Genomic DNA, 26,647 nt, shown 5'->3' on the forward strand with positions numbered 1-26,647 from the left:
CGACCCTCCCCCTCCAGGGGAGGGTAAGTGAAGCGCCGACTCTCCTGCAACTACAAATCGCACTGGAGTGGTGGCGACGAGGCTATGACCGTATCCGCCAAAATGGTACATGCCCGCAACGGCATTGGGGCGGTATGACTTTTACATCCTGGCAGTTCGGCGTTTTCGTCGCGATCGTTTTCGGCGCCTACTACCTGCCGGCCTTTCGGAATTTCCAGGTCCAGCTTCTGGTGCTGGCGAGCGTGTTCTTCTACGGCTACGGGCAGCCGGAGCTCTTGCCGCTGCTGCTGGTCGCGGTTCTCGGCACCCACGTTTTCCTCGCGCTGGCCTTCCGTAACCGCGCGGTCTGGCTGCCGGCCGGGATCGCCTTCAATCTCGCGCTGCTCGCGTTCTTCAAATACAAATTTTTGTTCGTCGATGCGGCAGCCGGCCAGCTCACCGGCGTGACGCCGGTCGATGTCCTGCTGCGGCTGCCGCTGCCGATCGGCATCTCCTTCTTCGTCTTCCACAATATCAGCCTGCTGGTCGACCTGACCCGCGACGGTAAGGACCCGCCGAAGCTCGCGGACATCTTTCTCTACATCATCTTCTTTCCGCAGCTCGTCTCCGGCCCGATCACGCGGGCCGCGCAGTTCATGCCGCAGATCGTGCCGAAGCGCGTTGGCGACGTCCACTTCGTCGAGGCGGCAAAGTGGATCCTGGCCGGCTATTTCTTCAAGCTGTACGTCGCCAACAATCTCAACGAGATGACGTCCTACATGGACTTTCCGCTCTACGAGACCCTGCGGGCGCAGGATCGCTGGCTGCTGGTCGTGCTCTACAGCTACCAGATCTATGCCGACTTCTTCGGCTATTCGGCGATCGCGCTTGGCCTCGGGCTGCTGTTCGGCTATCGCCTGCCCGTGAATTTCGACCTGCCCTACATCTCGACCTCGTTCTCGGAATTCTGGACGCGCTGGCACATCTCCCTGTCGATGTGGCTCAGGACCTATCTCTACATCCCGCTCGGCGGCAACCGGCACGGCCGCGGGCGCACCTATCTCAACCTGATGATCGTGATGACGCTCGGCGGGCTCTGGCACGGCGCGAGCCTGAGCTACGCGCTGTGGGGGATGCTGCACGGACTCTTGCTCGTGATCGAGCGGCCGTTCCTGGCGATGCTGCGGAAATCCGGTCCGGTGATGGTGATTGCGAGGAGGTCCACGGTATTCTTCTGCGTGACGATGCTCTGGATCCTCTTCAAGCTGCCGGATATCGACCACGCGCTCGGATTCATGAAGGGCATGTTCGTCCCGCCTGACCTGTTCAATCCGACGAAGCTCTACTACAGCCTCGCCCTGCTCTATGTTCTTCCGGTGCTGATCCAGCATCTCGGCTTCGGATCGTTCGTATCCGAACGCTTGCGGCGCTGGGAGCCCTATCTCTACGGCATGCTTGCCGCGCTCGCCCTGCTCGAGGCGGGTCCCGATACTGCCTTCATCTATTTCCAGTTCTGACCATGCAAGACTCTCCGGCAAGCACATGGCTGATCAAATGCGGGCTGATGGCAGCCACGGTCCTGCTGGCCTCCCAGTTCGTCGCCGCCTCGATCGGCACGAACCTTCAGCAACCGGCGGCAACGACGCGGGACGGCAATTTCATCACGCTGAACCGTTACGTGCAGGAGCCGCCGCCCGACATCGTACTGGTTGGCAGCTCGGTCGGCTGGCGCCTCAAGGAGGAGAATTTCCTGCTTCCTCGTGTCCGCAATCTCGCGCTGGCCGGCGGCTCTGCGATAACCGGCCTCCAGATCGTTGCGAGGCAGGTTCAACTTCCCAAGATCATCCTGATCGAGACCGACATTCTGTCACGCCTCGCCGACGACGCGCTGGTCAAGCGATTTGCCGGTGGTGAGCGCCCTCACACGCTATTGCGTCCGATACGCACGGCCGTTGCGGCCTACGAGACATGGAACCACCCGCCGCCTGCCCCGGCGGACGTGCGCGCGTCGCTGGAGGATCTGCTGAAGCAGCCACCGTCCGGGTTCGACAATCGCGTCTATGTCGAGCGTGCGGTGAAGGAGATGAATGCGGAGGACGCCACGCCGCGGGTACCTGCGAACGTGCTCCTGATCCGGCAACTCGTGGCTGAGGTCGAGCAGCGCGGCGCGCGGGCCTTCCTGATCGAGCTGCCACTGGCATCTGACATCGAACGAACGAACTTGATCAGGACGACCCGCGCGATCGTCCATGAGTCGTTCCCGGATCCGGCGCGCTGGCTGCGGATCGATGCGCCGCGCGCCGAACTGCGCTGGGCGGATGGCGTGCATCTCGACGAGCGTTCCGCCTTGATCGTGGCCCGCGCGATCGAAAAGGCGCTGGCAGGGCAGTGATCAGACCGCCGCCGTGGTGACGCCGCCGTCGATGACGATGGTCTGGCCGGTCATGAAGCTCGAGGCATCCGACGCGAGATAGGCCACTGCGCCGGCGATCTCGTCGGGCTCGCCGATGCGGCGGAGCGGCGTGGTGGCGGTGCGGCGCTTGAGATTGGCTTCGTCCTCCCAGAGCGCGCGGGCGAAATCGGTCTTCACGAGGCCGGGCGCGATGCAATTGACACGCACGCCCTTCGGGCCCCATTCGCCGGCGAGCGAGCGGCACAGCGCGAAGTCAGCGGCCTTGGAGATGCCATAGGCGCCGATCACGGTCGAGCCGCGCAGGCCGCCGATCGAGGAGATGATGATCACGGAGCCGTTGCCGCGCTCGGCCATCTGCGGGATCGCCAGCGCCGAGAGCCAGATGTTGCTCTTGACGTTCGAGCCCATGATCTTGTCGAAGGCCTCGTCAGTGATGTCGAGCAGCGGACCGTAATACGGGTTCACGGCAGCGTTGCAGACGAGGATGTCGACCTTGCCGTAATGCTTGGTCGCGCCCGAGATCAGGGCCTCGACCTCGTTCTTGCGCGCGATGTTGCAGGGGATCACGATGGCATCGCCGCCGGCAGCATTGATGCCGTCAGCGACCTCCTTGCAGGCATCGGCCTTGCGCGAGGAGACCACGACCTTGGCACCGAGCTTGGCAAGCAATTCGGCGGAGGAGCGGCCGATGCCGCGGCTGGAGCCGGTGACAACAGCGACTTTTCCGGTGAGATCGAACGGGGTGTTTTTCATTGTTGTTGCTCCCTCACATGTTCGTCATTCCGGGGCGCGACGAAGTCGCGAGCTACGATGCGCAATTGCGCATCGGAGAATCCATTTCACCGCGCGTGATGCCGCATGATGGATCCCGGGCTCATCGCTTCCGCCTTCGCTCTTTGAGCTTCGGCGGACAAGTCGCGATGCCCCGGGATGACAGTCGTTGTGTGGTCTAAATCAACCCGCCGCCATCGGCGACGCGGCGCTGGTGGTATTCGGTGTCGCCAAAGGTGTTTTCGATCATGGTCAGGCGCTTGAAGTAGTGACCGATCTTCGCCTCCATGGTCATGCCGATGCCGCCATGGAGCTGGATCGACTGCTGACCGACGAATTTCAGCGACTTTCCAATCTGCGCCTTGGCCGCCGCGATTGCATTGCTGCGTTCCTTGGCATCGGTGAAATCACCAGCCATGGTCGCGAACATCGACATCGAGCGGGCCTGCTCGGCGGCGACGAACATGTCGGAAGCGCGATGCTGCAGCGACTGGAACGAGCCGATCGCGACGCCGAACTGTTTTCGCGTCTTGATGTACTCGACGGTGGTCTTCAGCGATTCGTCCATCAGGCCGACCGCCTCTGCGCAGAGCGCGACGCGGGCTTCGTCCACCACGCGCTCGATCAGCGCAAGCGCGTCATCGGGATTGCCGATCGCGGCATCGGCACCGACTTCGACACCGGTGAAGGTGATGTCGGCGGCGTGGAGGCCGTCCTGGGTCGGATAGGACTTCTTGGTGATGCCCTTGGCGTCAGCCGGGACCAGGAAGACCCCGACGCCGGTCTTGTCGCGGCGATCGCCCTTGGTGCGGGCGGTGACGATCAGCATGTCAGCGTTCTCGCCGTTGAGCACGACGAACTTTTCGCCGTCGATGACCCAGCCGGCGCCCTTCTTCTTCGCGGTCGTCGCGACGTCGAACAGGTCGTAGCGCGAGTTCTTCTCGAGCTGCGCAAAGGCAAAGGTCTTGCTGCCGTCGATGATGGCAGGCACATAAGCCGCCTTCTGCTCGGCTGACGCCCCGTGGCGCAGGAAGCCGCCGCCGATCACGACGGTTGCGAGATAAGGCTCGAGCACCAGCGCCTTGCCGAGCGCTTCCATGACGATCATGGTCTCGACGCCGCCGGCGCCGAAGCCGCCATCGGCCTCCGCAAAGGGCAGACCGAGCAGGCCCTGCTCGGCGAGCTTGCCCCAGACGGCTTTGCTCCAGCCGCCCTTTTCCTTCATGTACTTCTTGCGCTGCTCGAAATCGTAGGAATCCGTCAGCAGGCCGTCGACGCTGTCCTTGAGAAGCCGCTGCTCCTCGGTCAAATCAAAATCCATCTGTCTTGCTTCCTCGTACCCGGATCATCTACTTCGTCATTCCGGGATGGCCCGAAGGGACAGACCCGGAATCCATTTCGCCTTCGACTCTGCGGCCCGATGGATTCCGGGTTCGCGACTTCGTCGTGCCCCGGAATGACGGTGGAAAGTTGCCCTCCCCGCCTCCGCGGAGAGGTAGGAGGTCACAGCCCCAGCACCGCCTTGGCGATGATGTTGCGCTGGATCTCGTTGGAGCCGCCGTAGATCGAGACCTTGCGGTTGTTGAAGTAGCTCGGCGCGATCTGGGCGGTCCAGTCCATGGCTTCGTTCGAACCGTCGTCGCCATGCACGTCGTAAGGTGCGGCGAACGGGCCGATGACCTCCATGAGCAGCTCGGTGGTGGTCTGCTGGATCTCGGAGCCCTTGATCTTGAGCACCGAGGACGCCGGATTGGGCTTGCCCTTGCCGTGCTTGCCCTCGTCGGCGACGACGCGGAGCTGGGTAAGCTCCAGCGCCTTGAGCTCGATCTCGCAGGCCGCGAGCTTGTCGCGGAATGCGCTGTCCTGGAGAATCGGCTTGCCGTTGGACTCGACCTTGCCCGCGAGCTCCTTGATGCGGCGCAGCCGCTCCTTGGAGACCCCGACCCGCGCAATGCCGGTGCGCTCATTCCCGAGCAGGAATTTTGCGTAGTCCCAGCCCTTGTTCTCCTCGCCGATCAGGTTCTCGATGGGAACCTCGACGTCGTCGAAGAACACTTCGTTGACCTCGTGGCCGCCGTCGATGGTCTGGATCGGGCGCACGGTGACGCCCTTCGACTTCATCGAGAACACGATGAAGGAGATGCCCATCTGCTTCTTTGCATTCGCATCGGTGCGGCAGAGGCAGAAGATCATGTCGGCGTGCTGGGCCAGCGTGGTCCAGGTCTTCTGGCCGTTGATGATCCACTTGTCGCCCTTGCGCTCGGCCTTGGTCTTGAGCGAGGCGAGGTCCGAACCCGAACCCGGCTCCGAGAAGCCCTGGCACCACCAGTCGTCGACATTGGCGATGCGCGGCAGATACTGCTTCTTCTGCGCTTCGTTGCCGAAGGTGTAGATGACCGGGCCGACCATGCTGACGCCGAAGGCGAGCGGCTGCGGCGCCGGATAGGACTGCAGCTCCTCGTTGAAGATATAGTGCTGCACCGTGGTCCAGCCCGTGCCGCCATACTGCTTCGGCCAGTGGCTGACACCCCAGCCCTTCTTGTTGAGGATGCGCCACCAGGTGACCATCTCGTCCTTCGAGAGATGCCGGCCCTCGACCATCTTGCGCCGCGTGTCCGCGGGCACGTTGTCGCGGAAGAACTGCCGCACTTCCTCGCGAAACGCCTGCTCTTCTTTCGTGAATGCGAGATCCATCGGATCCTCCTGTGAATTACTGCAATACCTCGAACAAACCTGCCGCGCCCATGCCGCCACCGACGCACATGGTGACGACCGCGTACTTGGCCTTGCGGCGGCGGCCTTCGATCAGGGCGTGGCCGGTGAGCCGCGCGCCCGACATGCCGTAGGGATGGCCGACCGCAATCGCACCGCCATTGACGTTGATCTTCTCGGGGTCGATGCCGAGCTTGTCGCGGCAGTAGAGCACCTGCACGGCAAAAGCCTCGTTCAATTCCCAAAGACCGATGTCGTCGACCGTCAAGCCATGGCGCTTGAGGAGCCGCGGCACGGCGAACACCGGACCGATGCCCATCTCGTCCGGCTCGCAGCCGGCGGAGACGAAGCCGCGGAAGATGCCGAGCGGCTTGAGACCGCGCTTCGCCGCTTCCTTGTCGCTCATGATCACGGAGGCGCTGGCGCCGTCCGAGAGCTGGCTGGCATTGCCGGCGGTGACGCTGAAGCCATCCCCGCGCACGGCCTTAAGGCCGGCAAGGCCCTCTGCCGTCGTCTCGGGGCGCGGACCCTCGTCCTGCGCCAGCGTGATTTCCTTCATCGTGACCGCGCCGGTCGCCTTGTCGGTGACGGCCATCATGGTCTTGATCGGCGCGAGCTCGTCCTTGAACTTGCCGCCCTGCTGCGCGGCCGCGGTGCGGCGCTGGCTCTCCAGCGAATATTCGTCCTGCTTCTCGCGCGAGATGCCATAGCGCTTCGCGACAATCTCAGCCGTATCGATCATGGGCATGTAGACCTCGCCCTTGATCTTGAGCAGCGCCGGATCCTGGGCGTGGAAACCGTTCATCTTGTCGTTCTGCACCAGGCTGATCGACTCGCCGCCGCCGCCGACCGCGATCTCGACGCCGTCGAAGATCACCGAGCGCGCCGCGAGCGCGATCGCCTGCAGGCCCGAGGCGCATTGGCGGTCGATGGTGGTGCCGGCGACCGTGACCGGGAGACCGGCACGGAGCAGCGCCTTGCGCGCGATGTTGCCGCCGGTCGCGCCCTGCTGCAGGGCCGCGCCCATCACGACGTCCTCGATCTCCTTCGGGTCGACTTTTGCGCGCGCGACCGCCTCACCGATCGCATGGCCCAGCAGGGTCGCGCCCTCGGTGGCATTGAGCGCGCCGCGATAGGCTTTTCCGATCGGTGTGCGGGCGGTGGAAACGATGACGGCGTCAGTCACGAGCGAACTCCTGTTGCGACTTGCTGTGGTGTTGATTGGGCCTTCTGCTGCCGGCGCAATTCATGGCGCGACAGCTTGCCGACCGGTGTACGCGGCAATTCGGCGGCGAACTCGAGGGCCGTCGGCAGCTCGTGCTTGCCGAGCTTGCCGGCGAGGAAGTTGCGCAGCTCATCAATGGTAAACGGCTGGGCGCCCGCGCGCAGCGTGACGAAGGCTTTCGCCGATTCGCCGCGGTAATCGTCGGGGATGCCGATGACGATGACCTCCTGCACCGACGGATGGGTATAGATCGCCTGCTCGATCATCTGCGGATAGACGTTGAAGCCGCCGGAGATGATCATGTCCTTCTTGCGGTCGACCAGGTAGAAATAACCGTCGGCATCCATGTAGCCGACGTCGCCGGTCAGGAAGCGATCGCCGACAAAGGACTCCGCGGTCTCCTTCGGCTTGTTCCAGTAGCCCTTGGTGACGTTCGGCCCCCTGATGCGCAGTTCGCCTGATTCGCCGACCGGCAACACCTTTGTCGGATCGTCCAGCGATACGATGTCGATCTCGATGCCGGGCAGCATCACCCCGACCGAGCCCGGCTTCTCCGGTCCGTTCTCCGGATAGGCCGTGCCGGCCGGTGACGTCTCGGTCATGCCCCAGCCGCTGCGCAGCTTCATGCCGACCTTGCGCTCGAAAATCCTTGCGACTTCCATCGGCAATGATGCGCCGCCCGAGCCGGCGGTGCGCAACGAGGAGAAATCACGCTTATCGAGATCGGGCAAAGCGGCAATTGCGATCCACATCGTCGGCACGCCGGGGAAATAGGTCGCGCGCTTGACCTCGATGTCGCGCATCACGGCCTCCACATCGAAACGCTGGTGCAGCGAGACCAGGTTGCCGCGTCGCAGCGAGGACAGCAGCACCACGGTAAGTGCGAAGATGTGGAACAGCGGCAGCACGCAGATGACACGCTCGACCGTATTGCGCGCCAGCCGGGCGGGTCTTCCCCAATTATCGTAGATCGACACGGCGGCCGTGAAATTGCCATGGGAGAGCATGGCGCCCTTGGGCAAGCCGGTCGTTCCGCTGGTGTATTGCAGCAACGCGACATCGTCGATGTCGATTGCCGGCCAGGCGTCCGGCCTGGTCACGCCCTCGATGAACTGCTTGCGGGTAATGATCGCGGGATTGTCCGGCAGCGCCATTTGCGGCGCGCCGATCTTGCCCCAATCGTCGTCCTCGCAGACGATCAACCTGTCGATCAGTCCCTTGTCGAGAAACTTGAGTGCAGTCGGAAGCAGCGCCGAGAGATTGCTGGTGACGAGGGTCCGCGCGCCGGAATCCGTAAGCTTGTGCGTCAGCGCGATTTCGCCGTCGAGCGGGGACAGATGTACGACGCGCGCGCCCGCCTTCAGTACGCCGAAGAAATTGATCGGATGATCCGGCGTATTGCCGAGGAACAGCGCGACCGAGGTGTTCTTGCCGCAGCCGGCGCGCAGGAAGGCCGCGGCCGCCTGCTCCACCATCGCTTCGAGCTCGGTGTAGCTGATCGGCCGGTCGCGAAACTCGAGCGCTGCGCGCGCGCCATATTCGGCCGCGGCGTTGGACAGGAGGTCAGGCAGCGTGCCCTGGACGATCGGGTCGTCCCACCGCACGCCTTCGGGATAAAACTGTTCGCCGGGATGGGTCATTTTTCACAACAAACTCAGGTGTCATTCCGGGGCGCGACAACGTCGCGAGCTATGATGCGCAATTGCGCATCTGAGAATCCATAACCACCAATCGGGGTTATGGATTCCGGGCCTGCGCCTTGCGGCGCATCCCCGTTGCGCAATTGCGCAACGTGGAATGACGAGTGGAGAGAGAAAGCGGCCATCACGCCGCTTTCGACTCGGCCGCCAGCGACGCAAACGTCTTGCCTTCGGCCGCGAGCTTCTTCAGCAGCGGAGCGGGCTCGAGGCTCGGATCGTTGGTTTCCTTGGCGTAGAAGGACAAGCGATCCGCGATGTGCTTCAGGCCCACGGTGTCGGCCCAGTACATCGGGCCACCGCGATAGATCGGCCAGCCATAGCCATAGAGCCAGACCACGTCGATATCGCTCGGACGCGCCGCGATGCCCTCTTCGAGGATTTTGGCACCCTCGTTGATCATCGGGTACATCATGCGCTCGAGAATCTCGTCGTCGCTGACGACGCGCTTCTTGCGGCCAAGGCGGAGCAGCGTCTCGTCGATCAGCTTCTCGACCTCCGGATCCGGCATCGGCGCGCGGGAGCCCGCCTCGTATTTGTAATAGCCCTTGCCGGTCTTCTGGCCGAAGCGGCCGGCTTCGCAGAGCGCGTCCGCGATCTCCGACTTGATGCCGCGGTCCTTGCGCGAGCGCCAGCCGATATCGAGGCCGGCGAGATCGCCCATCGCAAATGGGCCCATCGGCATGCCGAATTTAGTGACGACGGCATCGACCTGCTGCGGCAGCGCGCCTTCGAACAACAGCTTTTCGGACTGCTTGCCGCGCTGCGCCAGCATGCGGTTGCCGACAAAGCCGTCGCAGACGCCGACCACGGCCGGCACTTTTGCGATCTTGCGCGCGATGGAGACGGCGGTGACCAACGCGTCGGGCGCGGTCTTGTCGGCGCGCACGATCTCGCAGAGCTTCATGACGTTGGCGGGCGAGAAGAAGTGCATGCCCAAGACGTCCTGCGGACGGTTGGTCGCCTTCGCGATCTCATCGATGTTGAGATAGGAGGTGTTGGAGGCGAGCACGGCGCCCGGCTTGGCGAACTGGTCGAGCTTGCCAAAGACTTCCTTTTTCACCGCCATGGTCTCGAACACGGCTTCGATCACCAGGTCAGCGTCCTTGACGTTCTCGAGGCCGACCTTGCCGTCGATCAGCGCCATGCGCTTGGCGGGTGCATCGGCCGGGATGCCGCCGCGCGCCGCGGTCGCTTCCCAGTTCTTCTGCATGATGCCCATGCCGCGCTTCAACTGCTCTTCGGCGGTCTCGATCAGCGTGACGGGAATGCCGGCATTGGCAAAGGACATCGCGATGCCGCCACCCATGGTGCCGGCGCCCAGCACGGCGACGCGGGCGACGGGACGCGACTTGGTGCCTTCGGGCACGCCGGCGATCTTGTTGGCCTCGCGCTCGGCGAAGAACGCATAGCGCTGCGCCTTGGACTGATCGCTGACGAGGAGCTTCATGAAGCCCTCGCGCTCCTTCTTCAGACCTTCGTCGAAGGGATAGTCGATCGCCGCACCGACGGCGTCGGCGGCCGCGAACGGCGCTTCCAGGCCGCGCGCCTTCTTGGTCAGCGCCGCTACCGCATTGGTGAAGATCGAGCGGTCGGCCTTGGCAGCCGCGAGCTTGGAATCGTCATCGCGCAGGCGGCGCAGAGCGCGCTTCTCGGCCACGACCTTCTTGGCAAAGGCCACGCCACCGGCGGCCGGGCCTTCGACGATCTCCTCGATCAGGCCGTTCTTGAGCGCTTCGGCCGCACCGATCGGGTCGCCGCCGACCACCATCTTGACCGCGAGTTCCGGACCGACCGCGCGCGGCAGGCGCTGCGTTCCGCCGGCGCCCGGCAGCAGGCCGAGTTTCACCTCGGGCAGGCCGAGCTTTGCCTCTTTCGTAGCCACGCGGAAGTGGCAGGCCAGCGCCACTTCGAGGCCGCCGCCAAGCGCGGTGCCATGGATCGCGGCGACGATCGGCTTCGGCGAATTCTCCATCTCCGCCAGCACTTCGTTGAGGCCGGGCGGCTTCGGTGGCTTGCCGAATTCGGTGATGTCGGCACCGGCAATGAAGGTGCGGCCGGCGCAGGTCAGGACGATGCCCTTGATGGCGGGATCGGCGACCGCGGCCTTGATGCATTCCAAAATGCCGCCACGCACTGCGGCGCTGAGCGCATTCACCGGAGGGCTGTTGACCGTGACGACGCCGATGTCGTCCTGACGCTCGAGTTTCACCACTTCGCTCACGGCATTCCCTCCTTGGTGGGGATTTACTTTTATTCGATTTCGCGGTGCGGAATTTAATTCCGCATCTTGACGGCAGGGTTATTTTGAAGCACGAGCCTTGTCAACGACTCCGCGCAAGAAGCAGATCAGGGATGAAGCGTACAGGGAAGAAACCAGCGACCGATCGGAATTTCGTCGTCGCGCTCTCCCGCGGACTAGATGTATTGCGCGCATTCCACCCCAACGACGGACTTCTGGGCAATCAGGAGATCGCGGCCCGTACCAACCTGCCCAAGCCCACGGTGTCGCGGCTGACTTACACGTTGACGAGGCTTGGTTATCTTACACCGGTTCCCCGTTTCGAAAAGTATCAGCTCGCGCCGGCCGCGCTCGCGCTGGGTTACGCGGCGCTGGCCAATCTCGGCATTCGGCATTTGTCCGAACCGTTCCGCGAGGACGTGATGCGCGCGACCGGCGGCGCCGTGGCCGTCGGCGGCCGCGACCGCCAGAGCATGATCTATTTCGGACAGAGCCGTGGCAGCGAGACGGTCGGCGTTCAACTGGACGTCGGCTCGCGCGTGCCGATTGCAACCAGCGCGATGGGCCGCGCCTATTTCTGGGCGCTCGGTGAAGACGAACGCGCCGCGCTGCTGCGCGATCTGCGTGAACATTACGGCAGCCGCTGGCCCAAGCTGCGCGACGGGCTGGAGCGCTCCGGCGAGACCGTCGCGAAACACGGCTTTGCGCTTTCGGTCGGCGACTGGCACGACGACATCGGCGCGGCCGGCGTCGCGCTCAAGCTCAACGATGGAACCGGTCCTTACGCATTCAATTGCGGCGCGCCGGCATTCCGCTTCACGGAAGAGCGTTTGATCAACGACATTGGACCACGTCTCGTGGCGATGGTAAGGAACATCGAAGCGGCACTCGGCGGTTTGGTGCCCGCTTCGAACAAAGAAAACAGCAAGAAGCTGAAATCAGGAGGGAAAGTTGCCCGTGTGGCCGAGGGGATCAGATAGCCTTTGTCGTTGCAGGGGACGGAGCATTCCGTCCTTTGGCCCACTCAACGGTGTGGGCGAGACGAGATGACGCAGGCACAGCTCGCGCAGGGGACTTCGCCTCTGCTCGCGGTTCGCGACGTCAGCGTCGTGTTCGGCGGCATCGTCGCGCTCAACGGCGTGACCTTCGACATGCACAAGGGCCAGATCCTCGGATTGATCGGCCCCAACGGCGCCGGCAAGACCACGCTGTTCAACTGCCTGTCGCGGCTCTACCAGCCGTCGTCCGGCGACATCCTGATGGAAGGCGTGAGCATCCTGTCGCGCCCGCCGCACAAGATCGCCGAGATCGGCATCGGCCGCACGTTCCAGAACGTGGCGCTGTTCCCGAACCTCTCGGTCATGGACAACGTCCGCGTCGGCACGCATGCGCGCACCTCCTCCGACATCATCAGCGACTCCCTCAAGCTCGCCTGGGTTCGCCGCAGCGAAGCCGGCGTGAACAAGAAGGTGCACGAGATCCTCGACTATCTCGATCTCGGCGACGTCGCGCACACCGTCGTCTCCGGCCTGCCGTTCGGCACGCAGAAGCGCGTCGAGCTGGCGCGCGCGCTGGCCGCGGATCCAAAGATCCTGCTGCTCGACGAGCCGGCAGGCGGTCTCAACCATGAGGAAGTCTATGTGCTCGGCGACCTCATCCGCCGCATTCGCGACGACCGGCACATGACCGTGCTGCTGGTCGAGCACCACATGGGCCTCGTGATGTCGATCGCCGACCACGTCGTCGCATTGAACTTCGGCAAGAAGCTCGCGGAAGGCACGCCTGCCCAGGTGCAGGCCGATCCTGACGTCATCAAGGCCTATCTCGGGAGCAAGGACCAATGACGCACCTGCTCAACGTCAAGGATCTGCGCGCTTATTACGGCCAGGTCCAGGCCCTTCACGGCCTGTCGTTCTCGCTGAACGAAGGATCGCTGACCACGCTGCTGGGCGCCAACGGCGCCGGCAAGACCACCACGCTGCGGGCGATCTGCAACATGGTGCGCTCGACCGGCGGCATCGAGTTCGACGGCAAGCCGCTGAACAACCGCTCGACCGAGAGCATCGTGCGCTACGGCATCGCGCATGTGCCGCAGGGCCGCGGCACCTTCACCACGATGACTGTGGAAGAAAACCTGCAGCTCGGCGCCATCACGCGCAAGGATAGCACCAACATCGTCGCCGACATCGAGCGCATGTATGCCCACTTCCCGGTGCTGAAGCAGCGGCACACCCAGCAGGCCGGCACGCTCTCCGGCGGCGAGCAGCAGATGCTCGCGGTGGCGCGCGCGCTGATGCTGCGGCCGCGGCTGATGCTGCTCGACGAGCCGTCCTTCGGCCTCGCGCCGCTCGTCGTGCGTGACCTGTTCGGCATCCTCGGCAAGATCAATCGCGAGGACAAGGTCACGATCCTGGTGGTCGAGCAGAACGCGCAGCTCGCGCTCGAGCTCGCCGACCAGGCCTATGTGATCGAGACCGGCCGCATCGTGATGTCGGGCAAGGCCAAGGACATCGCGAGCAACGAAGACATCCGCAAATCCTATCTGGGTTACTGAGGAGCCGGGACAATGGAGCTTTTCACCAACCAAATCCTGGCTGGGATTGCCACCGGCGCCATCTATGCCTGTATGGCGCTGGCCGTGGTCATGATCTACCAGGCGATCGACCATCTGAACTTCGCCCAGGGCGAAATGGCGATGTTCGCGACCTTCATCTCCTGGCAGTTGATGCAGTGGGGCGTGCCCTATTGGGGCGCTTTCGTGCTCACGCTGATCTTCGCCTTCATCGGCGGCATCGCGATCGAGCGCATCCTGTTCAAGCCGCTCGCCAAGGCGCCGATCCTGACCAACGTCGCCGGCTTCATCGCCCTGTTCGCGATCATCAACTCCTGCGCCGGCCTGATCTGGGACTTCACCATCAAGCAATACCCGACCCCGTTCGGCTCCGCGCCGTTCCTCGGCAGCCAACTGATCTCGACCCACCAGGCCGGCATGATCGGCGTCACCGTGCTGCTGCTGGTCGCGCTGTTCTTCTTCTTCCAGTACACCCGGATCGGTCTTGCGATGCGGGCGGCGGCGGCGCTGCCTGAATCGGCCCGGCTGGTCGGCATCAACACGAGCTGGATGATCGCGCTCGGCTGGGGCATGGCCTCCGCCATCGGCGCCATCGCCGGCATGCTGATCGCCCCGGTCGTGTTCCTCGAGCCCAACATGATGGGCGGCGTGCTGATTTACGGCTTCGCCGCGGCCGTTCTCGGCGGGCTGACCAGCCCGTTCGGCGCCGTGGTCGGCGGCTTCCTGATGGGCATCTTCGAGAACCTCGCCGGCACTTACATCCCCGGCGTCGGCAATGAGCTGAAACTCCCGATCGCGCTCGCGCTGATCATCTCCGTCCTGGTCGTCAAACCCGCTGGCCTGTTCGGCCGGCACATCGTCAAGCGAGTTTGATCATGAGCGCTGCAGAAGAAGTCGTCGCAGAAGGCCACGAGGCGGTCGAGGCCGTTCCGAAGCGGGCCATGACGCTGGGCACGACCACGTCGCTGGTGGTGCTCGCGGCACTCCTGATCGTGCCGGCATTCGCCAAGAACTTCATCATCTTCCAGATCACGATGCTCCTGATCTACGGGCTCGCGGTGCTGGCGCTGAACATCCTGACCGGCGGCTCGGGCCAGTTCTCGCTCGGCCAGAGCGCGTTCTACGCGGTCGGCGCCTACACGTCGGCGGTGCTGATGGAGCAGTTCAACGTCAACTACGCGCTGACGCTGCCGATTGCAGGCGTGATCTGCTTCGGGTTCGGCTATCTCTTTGGCAAGCCGGCACTGCGGCTGTCGGGCGTCTATCTGGCGCTCGCGACCTTTGCGCTCGCCACCGCCATGCCGCAGCTCCTGAAGCTGAACTTCCTGGAGCACTGGACCGGCGGCGTGCAGGGCCTCGTCGTCACCAAGCCGGACGCGCCGTTCGGATTGAAGATGTCGCAGGACACCTGGCTCTACTACTTCACGCTCGCGGTCACGGTGGCGATCTACGTCTTTTCGGTGAACCTGCTGCGCTCGCGCTCCGGGCGCGCCTTCATGGCGATCCGCGACAACGAGATCGCGGCGTCCTCGATGGGCGTCAACGTCGCGCTGTACAAGACGCTGGCGTTCGGCGTCTCCGCCGGCATCACGGGCGTCTCCGGCGCCCTGGGTGCCATCGCCGTACAGTTCGTGGCACCCGACAGCTACACCATCACGCTCGCGATCTCGCTGTTCCTCGGCATGGTCGTCGGCGGGGTCGGCTGGCTGCCAGGTTCCTTCGTCGGCGCGGCCTTCATCATCTTCGTTCCGAACATGGCCGAGAGCATCTCGAAGGGCCTCTCCGGCGCGGTGTTCGGCGTGCTACTGTTCCTCGTGATCTTCCTGGTTCCGCACGGCGCGAGGCAGGTTGCGATCGTCAGCCAGCAAATGCTGGGCAAGCTCAGAAAGTAAGCACATTACCCTCAACAGATCCAAGGAGATCAGATTTTGCTCTTGCGACAACTAAGAATCGCCGCGCTTGCGACGGCGGTCATGACGTTCACCTCCGGCGCAGCACTCGCCCAAAAGAAATACGATACCGGCGCGACCGACACCGAGATCAAGATCGGCAATATCATGCCGTATTCGGGTCCGGCGTCAGCCTATGGCGTGATCGGCAAGACCGAAGAAGCCTACTTCAAGATGATCAACGACCAGGGCGGTATCAACGGTCGCAAGATCAACTTCGTGACCTATGACGACGGCTACTCGCCGCCGAAGGCCGTGGAGCAGGTGCGCAAGCTCGTCGAGAGCGACGAGGTACTGGTGGTGTTCAATCCGCTCGGCACGCCTTCGAACAGCGCGATCCAGAAATACCTTAACGCCAAGAAGATCCCGCAGCTCTTCGTCGCGACCGGCGCCACCAAGTGGAACGACCCGAAGAACTTCCCGTGGACCATCGGCTGGCAGCCCTCCTACCAGAGCGAAGCGCTGATCTACGCGAAATGGCTGATGAAGGAGAAGCCCGATGCCAAGGTCGCGGTGCTCTACCAGAACGACGATTTCGGCAAGGACTATCTGAAGGGCACCAAGGACGGGCTCGGCGCCAAGGCCGCGTCCATGATCGTCATGGAGGAGAGCTACGAGGTCTCCGAGCCTTCGGTCGATTCCCACATCGTGAAGATCAAGGCCGCCAATCCCGACGTGCTCCTGATCTACGCCACGCCGAAATTCGCGGCGCAGACCATCAAGAAGACCGCCGAGCTAGGCTGGAAGCCGCTTCAGATCCTCACCAACGTGGCGATATCGGTCGGCAGCGTGATGCGGCCCGCGGGCTTCGAGAACGGCCAGGGCGTGCTGTCGGCGGCCTATGCCAAGGACTCGACCGATCCGCAGTGGGCCAACGATCCCGGCATGAAGAAGTGGAACGCCTTCGTCGACAAGTACCTTCCGGGTGCGGACAAGAGCGACACCAGCATGGTGTACGGCTATGGCGCGGCCCAGACGCTGGTCAAGGTGCTCGAGATGTGCGGCGACGACCTCACCCGCGCCAACGTCATGAAGCAGGCGGCCAGCCTGAAGGGCTTTGCCCCGGACACCGTGCTGCCCGGCGTGAAGCTCAACACCAGCGCCACCGACTTCGCCCCGATCTCCCAGCTCCAGATGCAGCGCTTCAAGGGCGAGAAGTGGGAACTGTTCGGCGAAATCATCAGCGGCGACATCGCATCCGAGTAACGCGCTGACCGAACGGTCAAGACAAACGAGCCCCCGCGCGAGTCGCGGGGGCTTTTTGTTGACCTCCTGCACCAATCTTGTTCAATGCGGCGCCGATCCAATTGGGGTGGGAGACCAATGTGACTGCCGTCCGTTTTCAGTTTGCGGCCCTGTCGGCCGTAGTCATCTTGTGCAGTGCAGTGAGCACGTCGGCCCTGGCGCAAAAATCCTATGACCCCGGCGCAACGGACACCGAGATCAGGGTCGGCAACATCATGCCCTATAGCGGCCCGGCGTCGGCCTATGGCGTGATCGGCAAGACCCAGGAGGCCTATTTCAACAAGATCAACGCCGAGGGCGGCATCAACGGCCGCAAGATCAAGTTCATCTCCTATGACGACGCCTACTCGCCGCCGAAGACGGTGGAACAGGCGCGCAAGCTGGTCGAGAGCGACGAGGTGCTCTTCATCTTCAACTCCCTCGGCACCTCCACCAACAGCGCCATCCGCAAATACATGAACGAGAAGAAGGTGCCGCAGCTCTTCGTGGCGAGCGGCGCCTCGAAATGGAACGACCCGAAACAGTACCCGTGGACCATGGGCTGGCAGCCGAGCTACGCCAGCGAAGCGCGGATCTACGCAAAATACATCATGAAGGAGAAGCCGGACGCCAGGATCGGCGTGCTCTTCCAGAACGATGATTTCGGCAAGGATTACCTCAAGGGCCTGAAGGACGGGCTCGGCGCCAAAGCGTCGATGATCGTGATCGAGGATAGCTACGAGACCTCGGAGCCCGCGATCGACGAGCATGTCGTGAAGATCAAGGCGTCCGGCGCCGACGTCTTCATCAGCATCGCGACGCCGAAATTCGCGGCACAGGCCATCAAGAAGGCCGCCGAGATCGCCTGGCATCCGATGCACATCATCTCCAACGTCTCGGCTTCGGTGGGCGGCGTGATGGAGCCCGCCGGCTTCGAGGTCGCACAGGGCATCCTCTCCGCGACCTACGCAAAGGACGGCTCAGATCCGCAATGGGACAACGATCCCGGCATGAAGAACTTCTACGCCTTCCTGGAGAAGTATTACCCGAAGGCCAACAGGCTCGACGGCGCGGTCGTGTTCGGCTACGGCGCGGCACAGACACTGGTGAAGGTGCTGCAGATGTGCGGCGACGACCTCACGCGCGCCAACGTCATGAAGCAGGCGGCGAACATGAAGGATGTCGAGCTCGATACGCTCTTGCCCGGCATCAGGATCAACACTTCGGCGGAGAATTTTGCGCCGATCGAGCAGCTCCAGATGATGCGCTTCAAGGGCAAGAAATGGGAGCTGTTCGGCAGCATCATTTCCAGCGAGCTCAGCAACTGAGCCGCACAATGCTTGCTCAATCAAAAATAGCCGACTTCATACAAAGCAACTTCAGCGCAATTGATTAACGCCGCGCGTAATCTCATGCGCCGGAATATTCCTCCTCCTTTGGATTAAATCGCGCGCCCCTCGTCAGTTCTGCCGCGGCGTTTTTCTTGCTGGCGGCCCGGGAAGGGTATTCAATGCGCATCGGAGCGACGCGCAACGAGCGCTCCCAATCAAGAACAATCGACGCATTCAAACCTACCTAGGGAGATCAAGATGCCTGCAATGCATGTGCGATTGGGGGCCTTCTCGGCTGCCCTCGTGCTGGCTGCCACCCTGTCGACGGCAGCATCCGCTCAAAAGAAATACGACACTGGCGCATCCGATACCGAAATCAAGATCGGCAATATCATGCCCTACAGCGGACCGGCCTCCGCCTACGGCGTGATCGGCAAGACCGAAGAGGCCTATTTCCGCAAGATCAACGCCGAAGGCGGCATCAACGGCCGCAAGATCAACTTCGTCACCTATGACGACGCCTATTCGCCGCCGAAGACCGTCGAGCAGGCGCGCAAGCTGGTCGAGAGCGACGAGGTGCTCTTGATCTTCAACTCGCTCGGCACACCGCCGAACTCGGCGATCCAGAAATACATGAACCAGAAAAAGGTGCCGCAACTCTTCGTCGCCACCGGCGCCACCAAGTGGAACGATCCGCAGAATTTCCCCTGGACCATGGGCTGGCAGCCCAACTACCAGAGCGAGTCCATCATCTACGCCAAGTACATCCTGAAGAACATGCCGAACGCCAAGATTGCCGTGCTCTACCAGAACGACGACTACGGCAAGGACTATCTGAAGGGATTCAAGGACGGGCTCGGCGCCAAGGCGGCCTCGATGATCGTCATCGAGGACAGCTACGAGGTCTCCGAGCCGACCATCGACTCGCACATCGTGAAGATGAAGGCGACGGGCGCCGACGTCTTCTTCAACATCACCACGCCGAAATTTGCGGCGCAGGCGATCAAGAAGAACTCCGAGATCGGCTGGAAGCCGCTGCACTTCCTCAACAATGTCTCGGGCTCGATCGGAAGTGTGATGAAGCCGGCCGGCTTCGAGAACGGGCAGGACATCATCTCCTCGCAATACTTCAAGGATCCGACCGACGCACAGTGGAAGACCGACCCGTCAATGAAGGCCTGGAACGAATTCCTCGACAAGTACTATCCAGAAGCCAACCGCGCCGACGCCTCGGTGATGTATGGCTTCATCGTCGCCCAGGGCCTCGTGCAGGTGTTGAAGGCATGCGGCGACGACCTGACGCGTGAGAACGTGATGAAGCAGGCGGCCAGCCTCAAGGATTTCGAGCCTCTCGGCCTGCTGCCGGGCGTCAAGGTCAACACGTCGGCCACCGATTTCGCGCCCCTCTCGCAGTTGCAACTGATCAAGTTCAAGGGCGAGACCTGGGAGCGGTTTGGTGAAATCCTGAGCGGCGACGTCGGCGGCTAGCGCACGGGCGGGTTGTCCTTAACGAGTCGTCTATGACTACTAAAGAAGCAGCCCCTGCGACCTATTCGCAGGGGCTTTTTCTTGAAGCTTTCGGGCAAATCGTATTCAATCGCCGCCGCGCAGCCAAAAAGATTTCATTCAAGAAAATTCGAGCGCACCATCAAGAAGAAATAGGGAGATTGGAATGCCTGCTGTGACCAGCAAACTTGCGGTTGCGTCTTTTGCGATCGCACTCTTCGCGGCCTCGACGAGCGCCGCGCTCGCGCAGAAGAAATACGATACCGGCGCGACCGATACCGAGATCAAGATTGGCAACATCATGCCCTACAGCGGACCAGCGTCCGCTTACGGCATCATCGGACGGACCGAAGCGGCCTATTTCAAGAAGATCAATGAGGAAGGCGGCATCAACGGCCGCAAGATCAATTTCGTTTCCTATGACGATGCGTATTCCCCGCCGAAGACGGTGGAGCAGGCGCGCAAGCTCGTCGAGAGCGACGAGGTTCTGCTGATCTTCAACTCGCTCGGCACGCCGCCGAACTCGGCGATCCAGAAGTACATGAACTCCAAGAAGGTGCCGCAGCTCTTCGTCGCCACCGGCGCCACCAAGTGGAACGATCCGAAGGACTTCCCCTGGACCATGGGCTGGCAGCCCAACTACCAGAGCGAAACGCAGATCTACGCGAAGTACCTGCTCAAGAACATGCCGAACGCCAAGATCGCCGTGCTCTATCAGAACGACGATTACGGCAAGGACTATCTCAAGGGTCTGAAGGACGGCCTGGGCGCCAAGGCTGCCAGCATGATCGTGATCGAGGAGAGCTATGAGACCTCGGAGCCGACGATCGACAACCACATCGTGAAGATGAAGGCGACGGGCGCTGACGTCTTCATGAACATCACCACGCCGAAATTCGCGGCCCAGGCGATCAAGAAGATCTCCGAGATCGGCTGGAAGCCCACCCACTTCCTCAACAACGTCTCGGCTTCGGTCGGCAGCGTGATCAAGCCTGCGGGCTTCGAGCACTCGCAGGACATCATCTCGGCCGCGTATCTGAAGGACGTCTCGGATCCGCAGTGGAAGGACGATGCCGGCATGAAGGCCTTCCTGGACTTCATGACGAAGTACTTCCCCGAAGGCGACAAGCTCGACGGCGGCACCATCGTCGGCTACGGCGTGGCGCAGACGCTGGTCGAAGTGCTGAAGAAGTGCGGTGACGATCTCACGCGCGAGAACGTGATGAAGCAGGCGGCAAGCCTGAAGGACTTCCGCACCGAAGTGCTGCTGCCCGGCATCAAGATCAACACCTCACCGACCGACTTCGCTCCGATCAGCTCGCTCCAGCTCATGAAGTTCAAGGGCGAGAAGTGGGATCTGTTCGGTGACGTGATCAGCGCCGACGCCGGCGGCTAGTCTCAGCCGCAACGAAACGACACGAGCCCCCTGCGATGTCCTCGCAGGGGGCTTTTCGTTTGCCTATCGCCCGATCGGGAAACCGAATGCCTGCAAGGCCCGGCTTACACTTTTGCGGTCGATGCGCTAGGTATGACGGATACCAGAACGAAAGCTTCTTCATGGCTGACCGACGCCCTCTCCTTCGCGCCATCTACGACGCTGCCGTTGCCGCCGCCCATCCCGACGTGGTGCTGGCGCGGCATCTCGGCCCGCCGCCGAAGGGCCGCGTCATCTGCCTCGCCGCCGGCAAGGGCGCGGGCGCCATGGCGGCCGCCGCGGAACGTCACTACCTCGACAAACTGGGGCTGGCGCCGGACCGCCTGGTCGGCATCGCCACCACGCGTCACGGCCATGGCGTGCCGACGCAACGCATCCGCGTCGTCGAGGCCGGCCATCCCGTGCCCGACGAGGCCGGCCTCAAGGCCGCGGCCGAGACGCTGGAGCTGGCGCGGCAGGCGGGGCCTGACGATTTGCTTCTGGTGTTGCTCTCCGGCGGCGGCTCCGCGAACTGGATCGCGCCCGTCGAAGGTATCAACTTTGCGCAGAAGCAGGCGGTCAACCGCGCGCTGCTGCGCTCGGGAGCGCCGATCGGCGAGATGAACACGGTGCGAAAGCATCTGTCGCGCATCAAGGGCGGGCGGCTCGCACGCGCCGGCCAGAACGCCGCCGAGATCGTGACGCTCGCGATCTCGGACGTGCCGCATGACGACCCCTCCGCGATCGCCTCCGGTCCCACCGTACCCGACCCGACCACATTGGCCGATGCGCGCGCGCTGGTCGCACGCTACAAGCTCGCGCTCGACGACGCCGTGCGCCGCGCGCTTGATGATCCCAATAACGAAAGCTGCAAGCCCGGCGACCCCGCCTTTGCGCGCACCCGGTTCGAATTGATCGCGCGTCCAAAGCAGTCGCTCGATGCCGCGGTGAAGCTGGCGAAGGACGCCGGCTATGAAGTGATCGATCTCGGCGCCGATCTCGAGGGCGAGGCGCGCGAGGTCGCCGCCGATCACGCAAAACTCGCGCTTGCCGCGCGCGCGCATGGCAAGCGCGTGGCGATCGTCTCCGGCGGCGAGCTGACGGTGACGGTGCGCGGCAATGGTCGCGGCGGCCCCAACCAGGAATATGCGCTGGCGCTCGCCGACCTGCTCAAGGATAAGCCCGGCATCGCCGCGCTCGCTGGCGACACCGACGGCGCCGATGGCGGTGGCGGAAAGCCAACCGATCCTGCCGGCGCGCTGATCGACGCGACGACGTTTGCGAAGATGAAGGCGCAACAACTCGCGCCGCAAGCCTATCTGGACAATAACGACGCAACGACGTTCTTCGAGACGACGGGCGACCTGCTGCTGCCGGGCCCGACGCTGACCAATGTGAACGATGTCAGGGTGATTTTGGTGGAGTGAGGCTGCGGCCGCTCATCGTCAGCGAAGCAATGACGGAGTCCGCCTCACCCCTTCCCGCCGACATGCTCCAGCAGCGCAAGCAGGCCCTTCAGCAGATCGGTCGGCGTCGGCGGGCAGCCCTTGATGTGCAGGTCGACCGGCACGACGTCGGAGACGCCGCCGACGCAGGCGTAGCTGCCTCTGAAAATGCCGCCGTCGACAGCGCAGCCGCCCACCGCGACCACCCATTTCGGATCGGGCGTGGCGTTGAACGTCCGCTCCAGCGCCTGCCGCATGTTCTTCGTCACGGGACCCGTCACCAGCAGCACGTCGGCGTGGCGGGGCGAGGCGACGAAGCGGAGACCGAAACGCTCGAGGTCGTAGAAGGCGTTCGACAGCGCGTGGATTTCCAGCTCGCAGCCGTTGCAGGAGCCGGCATCGACCTGACGGATCGCGAGCGAGCGGCCGAGTTTTGCCTGCGCGGCACGGTCGACCGTTCGCACAAGCTCGGCCAGCGCCGCTTCGTCCGGCGGCGGTGCTGGCTCCGTCAGCGAACCGTGGGTGAGGCTTTCGAGCAGGGTCTTGCGCATGGCTCTAGAGGTCCGCGCCCGAATAGGAGCAGTTGAACGATTTGTTGCACAGCGGGAAGTCGGCGATGATGTTGCCTTCGATCGCCGTCTCCAGAAGCGGCCACTGGAACCAGGAGGCGTCGCGCAGGTGGCAGCGTTCGATGCGGTTCTCGCCATCGAGCCGCAGCCAGACCAGTACGTCGCCGCGAAACGCTTCGGCGAGCGCCAGGCCTTCGCAAGGCCCGCGTCCGGCCGGCAGTGCGGTCCTGATCTCGCCCGGCGCGAGGCGGTCCAGGATCTGCGCAATCAGTGCAACGCTCTGCTCGACCTCACGGATGCGAATCCAGACCCGCGCGTTGACGTCGCCCGCGTCCAACACCGGCACATCGAACGACAATGCGCCGTAGGGCGCATAAGGGATCGCCCGCCGTGTATCGAAGTCCCGGCCCGAGGCGCGGCCGACATAGCCGCCGGCACCGAACTGGCGCACGTACTCGGTCTTCACGATCCCGGTGGTGACGGTGCGGTCCTGTAAGGACGTCGTGTTGTCATAGAGCTCGATCAGGCGTGGAAACACCTTTTTGATCTCGGCGAGCAGGGCCTGCATGGCGGGGATGCCGTACGAGGACATGTCGCGCGCCACGCCGCCGGGCACGATGACGTCCATCATCAGGCGATGACCGAAGGCGGCATCCGCCGCCCGCAGGCAGCGCTCGCGCAGCACGCCGGTCTGGGCATGCATCAGCGCAAAGGACGCATCATTGCAGATGGCGCCAATGTCGCCGAAATGATTGGCCAGCCGCTCGAGTTCCGCCATCAGCGCCCGCAAGAAGATCGCGCGCCGGGGCGGCTCGATCCCGAGCGCCGCTTCCACGGCAAGCGCAAACGCATAGGCATAGGCGACGGCGCTGTCGCCGGAGGTGCGGCAGGCGAGCCTGGCGGCAGCCTCCAGGCTCGCGCCCTGCATCAGGGATTCGATGCCCTTGTGGGTGTAGCCGAGCCATTGCTCCAGCCGCACCACATGCTCGCCATTGGCGGTGAAACGGAAGTGGCCGGGTTCGATGATGCCGGCATGGACCGGGCCGACTGCGACCTGGTGCAGCCCCTCGCCTTCGGCCGGCAGGAATTCATATGGCACCGTGGCGCGCGCAACGCTGCGACCGGCGAGCGGCCCGGATTGTCCCCAGACGTCATGATCGAGCCACGGCCGCCTGTCGCCGCCACCAAGGGGCATCAGGCCGAAGAGATCGTGGATGGTCCGTTCCAGCCGCAGCGCAGGCGGATGATCGATCGCGACGCTCGGGAAGGAACCGGAAGCGCATTCGTAAGTGACGACCGCGATCTCTGCCGACGCCGCATCGAGCAGCGCCATGTGCACGGCGGCCGGCTCGCCCCAGAACCCAAGCAGCGTCGCCCGGCCTGCGACCAGTTGGTCGATCGCGGCACGCCAACCCTCCTCCGCGACCACCGCGCGGGGCCAGGGCCGATGTGCGGGCACCGTGCTCTGATGAGGGATGTGGTCGAGAAGGCCCATCGCGTCACCCCAACAGCTTCGCGACATTGGTGAAGCCGGTCACCAGCGCCGGCGGCAGATAGACGCCGGCCATCGCGACCAGCGCCAGATGCGTGAACATCGGCACATAGGAAGCCTCTGCCGGCGCGGTCGGTCCCTTGGGCTCGCCGAACATCACGACGCCTGTCCGCAGCAGGAGCCCGCCGAGCGCGATGATGATGCCGAGTACCAGGATCGCCGTCAGCCATGGCGCCCGTGCGAAGGTCGAGCTGACGACCAGGAATTCGCTCATGAAGATGCCGAGCGGCGGCAGGCCGACGATAGCGACGACGCCGAGCATCAGGCCCCAGCCGAGCACGGGATTGGTGACCGTCAGTCCGCCGATATCGGCGATCTTCTGCGTGCCCTTGACCTGCGCGATGTGGCCGACGGCGAAGAAGATCGCCGACTTGGTCAGCGAGTGCATGGTCATGTGCAGCAGGCCGGCGAAATTCGCCAGCGGCCCGCCCATGCCGAAAGCGAACACGATGATGCCCATATGCTCGATCGAGGAATAGGCGAACATGCGCTTGATGTCGCGGCGGCGGTAGAGCATGAGCGAGGCGAAGATCACGGAGATCAACCCCATCGTGACCATAAGCGGTCCCGGCGCAATCGCCGCGGGATTGACCGCGAGCATCATCTTGAAGCGCAGCAGCGCATAGAGCGCGACGTTGAGTAGCAGGCCCGACAGCACCGCCGAGATCGGCGTCGGGCCTTCGGCGTGGGCGTCGGGCAGCCAGGCGTGCAGCGGCGCGAGCCCGACCTTGGTGCCGTAGCCGAGCAAGAGGAATACGAAGGCGACGTTGAGCAGCGCGGGATCGAATTGCGAGGCATGCGCCACCAGCACGGTCCACACCATTCCGTCGAGCCCCTCGCCCACCACGGGCCGCGCCGACATATAGACCAGGATGGTGCCGAACAGCGCGAGCGCGATGCCGACGCTGCCGAGGATGAAATACTTCCAGGCGGCCTCCAGCGCCTCATGGGTGCGGTAGATGCCGACCATCAGCACCGTCGTCAGCGTCGCGACCTCGACGGCGACCCACATCAGGCCGATATTGTTGGCGACCAGCGCGAGGTTCATGGCGAACATCAGCGTCTGGTACATCGCGTGATAGAAGCGCAGGAAGGTCGGCGTCAGCCGCCCGGTCTCGATCTCGTGATGGATGTAGCTCGCGCTGAACACCGACGTGGTGAAGCCGACGAAGGTCGTCAACACGATGAAGACCTTGTTGAGGTCGTCGACCAGGAGATATTGCCCCGAACTCGGCTCGACCACGAACAGCGACAGCGAGGTCAAGAAGGTAGCCAACGTCGCCACGACGTTGAACCGGGCCGTCAACGCGTAGCCCGGCAGAACGGCCAATAGCGCGGCGGAGACCCCCGGGATCAGGAGGATCGCGGTGAGCGCGTCGAAGCTCATCGGCGCTCTCCCCTGAAGCGGTCGAGCGCTTGCACGTCCACGCTGTCGAAGCGCTCGCGAATGCGGAACAGGAAGATGCCGATCACGATGAAGGCGATCAGCACCGAGAAGGCGACGCTGATCTCGACCACCAGCGGCATGCCCTTGGCGCCGGTCGCGGCCAGCACCAGCCCGTTCTCCAGCGACATGAAGCCGACGACCTGGCTAACGGCGTTGCGCCGCGTCACCATGATCAGGAGACCGAGCAGCACCACCGAGAGCGCGAAGGCGAGGTCCTCGCGCGCCAGCGCGTCCGCGCCGGGCGTGACCCGCAGCATGACGACCATCGACAGCGCGACCAGACCGATGCCGGCCATCATGGTGAGCCCGATGCCGATCACGTTCTCGATCTCGCGATGAATGCCGAGCCGCTTGATGATCCGGTGCAGCGCCACCGGGATGATGATGGCCTTGAAGACCAGCGCGATCAGCGCGGTGACGTAGAGATGCGGCGCGGCCTGCACATAGGCCTGCCAGGCGACCGACAGCGCCAGGACGCTCGCGTGCAGCGCATAGACGTTGAGCAGGGAATACAGCCGGTCCTGATAGAGCATCATGAAGCTTGCCAGCACCAGGGAGCCGGCAAGCAGATGAGCGATGTCGAACTGAAGGCTGCTCAT

Annotated in this window: 23 protein-coding genes; 13 read left to right on the forward strand and 10 right to left on the reverse strand. The window is 63.6% G+C overall.

The genetic code is table 11. The annotated features are described in order from the left end of the window. The first annotated feature begins 134 nt into the window (after window positions 1-134). On the forward strand, window positions 135-1,496 hold the full coding sequence (locus C2U70_RS09580; RefSeq protein ID WP_140977758.1) for an MBOAT family O-acyltransferase: 1,362 nt from the start codon (window positions 135-137) through the stop codon (window positions 1,494-1,496). Between the two features lie 47 nt (window positions 1,497-1,543). After that, the gene (locus tag C2U70_RS09585) at window positions 1,544-2,371 is read left to right on the forward strand and encodes a hypothetical protein (RefSeq protein WP_140977759.1); all 828 of its coding nucleotides are present in this window, start codon (window positions 1,544-1,546) and stop codon (window positions 2,369-2,371) included. Here C2U70_RS09585 and C2U70_RS09590 read toward each other — a convergent pair whose 3' ends face one another. From C2U70_RS09590 to C2U70_RS09615, 6 genes are all read right to left on the reverse strand, one after another. After that, complete coding sequence (locus tag C2U70_RS09590) at window positions 2,372-3,145, reverse strand: SDR family NAD(P)-dependent oxidoreductase (RefSeq protein ID WP_140977760.1); 774 nt, start codon at window positions 3,143-3,145, stop codon at window positions 2,372-2,374. Between the two features lie 196 nt (window positions 3,146-3,341). Beyond that, on the reverse strand, window positions 3,342-4,484 hold the full coding sequence (pimD, locus tag C2U70_RS09595) for a pimeloyl-CoA dehydrogenase small subunit (protein ID WP_140977761.1): 1,143 nt from the start codon (window positions 4,482-4,484) through the stop codon (window positions 3,342-3,344). Window positions 4,485-4,666: 182 nt separating this feature from the next. Beyond that, the gene (gene pimC / locus C2U70_RS09600; protein WP_140977762.1) at window positions 4,667-5,857 is read right to left on the reverse strand and encodes a pimeloyl-CoA dehydrogenase large subunit; all 1,191 of its coding nucleotides are present in this window, start codon (window positions 5,855-5,857) and stop codon (window positions 4,667-4,669) included. Between the two features lie 16 nt (window positions 5,858-5,873). Beyond that, window positions 5,874-7,061: an acetyl-CoA C-acyltransferase gene (locus tag C2U70_RS09605; RefSeq protein WP_140977763.1), complete on the reverse strand. Its 1,188-nt coding sequence runs from the start codon at window positions 7,059-7,061 to the stop codon at window positions 5,874-5,876. After that, a complete protein-coding gene (pimA, locus tag C2U70_RS09610; protein WP_140977764.1) occupies window positions 7,058-8,740 on the reverse strand; it encodes a dicarboxylate--CoA ligase PimA in 1,683 nt (560 codons plus the stop codon). Before pimA ends, C2U70_RS09605 begins: the two co-directional genes overlap by 4 nt. Before the next feature lie 184 nt (window positions 8,741-8,924). After that, window positions 8,925-11,021 (reverse strand): 3-hydroxyacyl-CoA dehydrogenase NAD-binding domain-containing protein, encoded by a 2,097-nt coding sequence (locus tag C2U70_RS09615; protein WP_140977765.1) that lies wholly within the window; start codon window positions 11,019-11,021, stop codon window positions 8,925-8,927. A 131-nt stretch (window positions 11,022-11,152) separates the two neighbouring features. On the opposite strand from C2U70_RS09615, the gene C2U70_RS09620 reads away from it, so the two are divergent. The 11 genes from C2U70_RS09620 (at window position 11,153) to C2U70_RS09665 (ending at window position 22,462) form a co-directional block, all read left to right on the forward strand. Beyond that, window positions 11,153-12,019 (forward strand): IclR family transcriptional regulator, encoded by an 867-nt coding sequence (locus C2U70_RS09620; protein ID WP_186294159.1) that lies wholly within the window; start codon window positions 11,153-11,155, stop codon window positions 12,017-12,019. Between the two features lie 66 nt (window positions 12,020-12,085). After that, window positions 12,086-12,883 carry an ABC transporter ATP-binding protein gene (locus C2U70_RS09625; protein ID WP_140977767.1) on the forward strand — a complete coding sequence of 266 codons (798 nt, stop codon included), beginning with the start codon at window positions 12,086-12,088 and terminating at the stop codon, window positions 12,881-12,883. Continuing rightward, a complete protein-coding gene (locus tag C2U70_RS09630; protein WP_140977768.1) occupies window positions 12,880-13,593 on the forward strand; it encodes an ABC transporter ATP-binding protein in 714 nt (237 codons plus the stop codon). Before C2U70_RS09625 ends, C2U70_RS09630 begins: the two co-directional genes overlap by 4 nt. Window positions 13,594-13,605: 12 nt before the next feature. Beyond that, window positions 13,606-14,484: a branched-chain amino acid ABC transporter permease gene (locus tag C2U70_RS09635; RefSeq protein WP_140977769.1), complete on the forward strand. Its 879-nt coding sequence runs from the start codon at window positions 13,606-13,608 to the stop codon at window positions 14,482-14,484. Window positions 14,485-14,486: 2 nt separating this feature from the next. Beyond that, complete coding sequence (locus C2U70_RS09640) at window positions 14,487-15,503, forward strand: branched-chain amino acid ABC transporter permease (protein WP_140977770.1); 1,017 nt, start codon at window positions 14,487-14,489, stop codon at window positions 15,501-15,503. An 81-nt stretch (window positions 15,504-15,584) separates the two neighbouring features. Continuing rightward, window positions 15,585-16,766, forward strand: coding sequence for an ABC transporter substrate-binding protein (locus C2U70_RS09645; RefSeq protein WP_433960670.1), 1,182 nt, complete (start codon window positions 15,585-15,587; stop codon window positions 16,764-16,766). 119 nt (window positions 16,767-16,885) lie between these two features. After that, window positions 16,886-18,112, forward strand: coding sequence for an ABC transporter substrate-binding protein (locus tag C2U70_RS09650; protein ID WP_140977772.1), 1,227 nt, complete (start codon window positions 16,886-16,888; stop codon window positions 18,110-18,112). 261 nt (window positions 18,113-18,373) lie between these two features. Continuing rightward, entirely contained in the window at window positions 18,374-19,603 is a 1,230-nt protein-coding gene (locus C2U70_RS09655) for an ABC transporter substrate-binding protein (protein ID WP_140977773.1), read from the forward strand. A gap of 32 nt (window positions 19,604-19,635) precedes the next feature. After that, on the forward strand, window positions 19,636-19,800 hold the full coding sequence (locus C2U70_RS32930) for a hypothetical protein (RefSeq protein WP_186294160.1): 165 nt from the start codon (window positions 19,636-19,638) through the stop codon (window positions 19,798-19,800). Beyond that, on the forward strand, window positions 19,788-21,017 hold the full coding sequence (locus C2U70_RS09660; protein ID WP_140977774.1) for an ABC transporter substrate-binding protein: 1,230 nt from the start codon (window positions 19,788-19,790) through the stop codon (window positions 21,015-21,017). Before C2U70_RS32930 ends, C2U70_RS09660 begins: the two co-directional genes overlap by 13 nt. Window positions 21,018-21,178: 161 nt before the next feature. After that, complete coding sequence (locus tag C2U70_RS09665; RefSeq protein WP_140977775.1) at window positions 21,179-22,462, forward strand: glycerate kinase type-2 family protein; 1,284 nt, start codon at window positions 21,179-21,181, stop codon at window positions 22,460-22,462. 44 nt (window positions 22,463-22,506) lie between these two features. Here C2U70_RS09665 and C2U70_RS09670 read toward each other — a convergent pair whose 3' ends face one another. From C2U70_RS09670 to C2U70_RS09685, 4 genes are read right to left on the reverse strand one after another with little or no spacing between them, the layout of a single operon-like run. After that, window positions 22,507-23,031 carry an NADH-quinone oxidoreductase subunit B family protein gene (locus tag C2U70_RS09670; protein ID WP_140977776.1) on the reverse strand — a complete coding sequence of 175 codons (525 nt, stop codon included), beginning with the start codon at window positions 23,029-23,031 and terminating at the stop codon, window positions 22,507-22,509. Window positions 23,032-23,035: 4 nt separating this feature from the next. After that, window positions 23,036-24,544: a hydrogenase expression protein HypE gene (locus C2U70_RS09675; protein WP_140977777.1), complete on the reverse strand. Its 1,509-nt coding sequence runs from the start codon at window positions 24,542-24,544 to the stop codon at window positions 23,036-23,038. Between the two features lie 4 nt (window positions 24,545-24,548). Further along, a complete protein-coding gene (locus C2U70_RS09680; RefSeq protein WP_140977778.1) occupies window positions 24,549-25,988 on the reverse strand; it encodes a hydrogenase 4 subunit F in 1,440 nt (479 codons plus the stop codon). Next, on the reverse strand, window positions 25,985-26,647 hold the full coding sequence (locus C2U70_RS09685) for a hydrogenase-4 component E (protein ID WP_140977779.1): 663 nt from the start codon (window positions 26,645-26,647) through the stop codon (window positions 25,985-25,987). The genes C2U70_RS09680 and C2U70_RS09685 overlap by 4 nt, the downstream gene beginning before the upstream one ends.

This window comes from Bradyrhizobium guangdongense, assembly GCF_006483445.1.
GTDB lineage: Bacteria > Pseudomonadota > Alphaproteobacteria > Rhizobiales > Xanthobacteraceae > Bradyrhizobium > Bradyrhizobium guangdongense_A.

Coding starts and splice junctions, on each gene's coding strand:
- C2U70_RS09580 (WP_140977758.1), top strand. CDS start 135: ATGACTTTTACATCCTGGCAGTTCGGCGTTTTCGTCGCGATCGTTTTC.
- C2U70_RS09585 (WP_140977759.1), top strand. CDS start 1,544: ATGGCAGCCACGGTCCTGCTGGCCTCCCAGTTCGTCGCCGCCTCGATC.
- C2U70_RS09590 (WP_140977760.1), bottom strand. CDS start 3,145: ATGAAAAACACCCCGTTCGATCTCACCGGAAAAGTCGCTGTTGTCACC.
- pimD (WP_140977761.1), bottom strand. CDS start 4,484: ATGGATTTTGATTTGACCGAGGAGCAGCGGCTTCTCAAGGACAGCGTC.
- pimC (WP_140977762.1), bottom strand. CDS start 5,857: ATGGATCTCGCATTCACGAAAGAAGAGCAGGCGTTTCGCGAGGAAGTG.
- pimA (WP_140977764.1), bottom strand. CDS start 8,740: ATGACCCATCCCGGCGAACAGTTTTATCCCGAAGGCGTGCGGTGGGAC.
- C2U70_RS09620 (WP_186294159.1), top strand. CDS start 11,153: ATGAAGCGTACAGGGAAGAAACCAGCGACCGATCGGAATTTCGTCGTC.
- C2U70_RS09625 (WP_140977767.1), top strand. CDS start 12,086: ATGACGCAGGCACAGCTCGCGCAGGGGACTTCGCCTCTGCTCGCGGTT.
- C2U70_RS09630 (WP_140977768.1), top strand. CDS start 12,880: ATGACGCACCTGCTCAACGTCAAGGATCTGCGCGCTTATTACGGCCAG.
- C2U70_RS09635 (WP_140977769.1), top strand. CDS start 13,606: ATGGAGCTTTTCACCAACCAAATCCTGGCTGGGATTGCCACCGGCGCC.
- C2U70_RS09640 (WP_140977770.1), top strand. CDS start 14,487: ATGAGCGCTGCAGAAGAAGTCGTCGCAGAAGGCCACGAGGCGGTCGAG.
- C2U70_RS09645 (WP_433960670.1), top strand. CDS start 15,585: ATGACGTTCACCTCCGGCGCAGCACTCGCCCAAAAGAAATACGATACC.
- C2U70_RS09655 (WP_140977773.1), top strand. CDS start 18,374: ATGCCTGCAATGCATGTGCGATTGGGGGCCTTCTCGGCTGCCCTCGTG.
- C2U70_RS32930 (WP_186294160.1), top strand. CDS start 19,636: ATGACTACTAAAGAAGCAGCCCCTGCGACCTATTCGCAGGGGCTTTTT.
- C2U70_RS09660 (WP_140977774.1), top strand. CDS start 19,788: ATGCCTGCTGTGACCAGCAAACTTGCGGTTGCGTCTTTTGCGATCGCA.
- C2U70_RS09665 (WP_140977775.1), top strand. CDS start 21,179: ATGGCTGACCGACGCCCTCTCCTTCGCGCCATCTACGACGCTGCCGTT.
- C2U70_RS09670 (WP_140977776.1), bottom strand. CDS start 23,031: ATGCGCAAGACCCTGCTCGAAAGCCTCACCCACGGTTCGCTGACGGAG.
- C2U70_RS09675 (WP_140977777.1), bottom strand. CDS start 24,544: ATGGGCCTTCTCGACCACATCCCTCATCAGAGCACGGTGCCCGCACAT.
- C2U70_RS09680 (WP_140977778.1), bottom strand. CDS start 25,988: ATGAGCTTCGACGCGCTCACCGCGATCCTCCTGATCCCGGGGGTCTCC.
- C2U70_RS09685 (WP_140977779.1), bottom strand. CDS start 26,647: ATGAGCAGCCTTCAGTTCGACATCGCTCATCTGCTTGCCGGCTCCCTG.